1 protein-coding gene and 1 pseudogene are annotated in these 1,725 nt (G+C 65.9%); both read right to left on the bottom strand.

Annotated elements, in window-relative coordinates; translation table 11 throughout:
* A partial coding sequence (gene istB / locus A1351_RS02520; protein ID WP_064032060.1) for an IS21-like element helper ATPase IstB occupies positions 1–608 on the bottom strand: 608 nt, incomplete at its 3' end.
* Positions 598–1,725, bottom strand: a pseudogene (gene istA, locus A1351_RS02515) (IS21 family transposase); the annotation flags it as partial. The pseudogene istA and the gene istB, both read right to left, overlap by 11 nt.

Genomic DNA, 1,725 nt, shown 5'->3' with positions numbered 1-1,725 from the left:
GTCGTGATGATGACGCTGGTCCGCTCGTAGAGCTTGCTCAGCAGATGGAACAGCAGCGCCCCGCCGGAGCCGCTGAACGGCAGGTAGCCGAGCTCATCGAGGATGACGAGATCGGAATGAACGAGGCGCGCCGCGACTTGGCCCGACTTGCCTTGGTGCTTTTCGGCTTCGAGCGCGTTGACGAGCTCGACGGTGGAGAAGAACCGGACGCGCTTTCTGTGATGTTGGATCGCCTGGACGCCGATTGCTGTCGCCAGATGCGTCTTGCCCGTACCAGGTCCCCCGACCAGGACGGCGTTATGCGCATCCTCGAGGAACTCGCAGCGATGAAGCTGGCGCGTGAGCGCCTCGTTGACCTCACTGCTGGCGAAGTCGAAGCCGGCGAGATCGCGATAGTTCGGGAACCGCGCGGACTTGAGCTGGTAGGCGATCGACCTCACCTCCCGGTCGGCGGTCTCCGCCTTCAAGAGTTGCGACAGGATCGGCAGCGCGGCCTCGAAGGCCGGGGAGCCTTGCTCGGTCAGCTCGCTGACGGCTTGCGCCATGCCGTGCATTTTGAGACTGCGCAGCATGATGACGATGGCGCCGGCGACGGGATTATGACGCATGGCGCGCCTCCCGACCTTTGCGCAGCGCGTCATAGCGCTCGACATTGGCCTGCGGCTCGGTGGTGAGCGTCAGCGCGTTGGGCGGCTTCACGGGCGGCGCGTCGACCGGCTTGCCGTCCACCAAGCGGTGCAACAGGTTCAAGATGTGCGTCTTGGTCGGCGCGCCGGCCTCCAGCGCCAATTGGACGGCGGTCAGCACGGCCTGCTCGTCGTGCTGTAGGACCAGAGCCAAAATCTCGACCATCTCACGGTCGCCGCCCGGCTTCTCGAGCATGCGCTGTTGCAGCGTCCGAAAGGCGACCGGCAGTTCGGCGAAGGGCGCGCCGTTGCGCAGCGCGCCCGGCTTGCGCTGGATGACGGAGAGATAATGCCGCCAGTCGTAGACCGTCACGCTCTTGTCGTTATGCGACCGGGCGAAGACGCGGGAGTGCTCGCACACGATCTGCCCCTCGGCGGCGACGACGACGCGCTCAGGGTAGACCCGCACGCTGACGGGGCGATTGGCGAAGGAGGCCGGCACGCTGTAGCGATTGCGGTCCAGATGGATCAGGCACGTCGGCGTGACCCGCTTGGTGTGTTCGACGAAGCCGTCGAATGGCCGCGGAGGCTGCATCAGTTGCGGAACCTCCTCGCGCCAAGCCTCCGCGGGATTTGGCCTCCGCGATCGTCCCCGGCTGCGCGCTGTGCCCAATCTCGGCCCACAGCTCGCGGCATCGCGCCTCCAGCCAGTCGTTGAGCGCCGCCAGCGACGGAAAGCTCGGGATCGGCTGCCAGAGGCGATGACGAGCATCCTGAACGTTCTTCTCGATTTGCCCCTTTTCCCAGCCGGAGGCCGGATTGCAGAATGCTGCCTCGAACAGGAAGTGGCCGACCATGGCGGCGAAGCGGGCGTTGACCTGGCGTTCTTTGCCACGCCCGATCTTGTCGATCGCGGTGCGCATGTTGTCGTAGACGCCTCGCCGGGGCACGCCGCCCAGCACGCGGAAGGCGTGGTTGTGGGCGTCGAAGAGCATCTCATGCGTCTGCTGCGGGTAGGCGCGGAGGAAGAATGCGCGGCTGTAGGAGAGCTTGAACTGGGCGACCTGCAACTTCGTCCGTTCGCCCGCGATGATCGCCC

Source organism: Methylosinus sp. R-45379 (genome assembly GCF_001644125.1).
Classification (GTDB): Bacteria; Pseudomonadota; Alphaproteobacteria; order Rhizobiales; family Beijerinckiaceae; genus Methylosinus.
The sequence above is the reverse complement of the archived record's forward strand: the minus strand, read 5'-3'. Positions and strand labels throughout refer to the sequence as shown.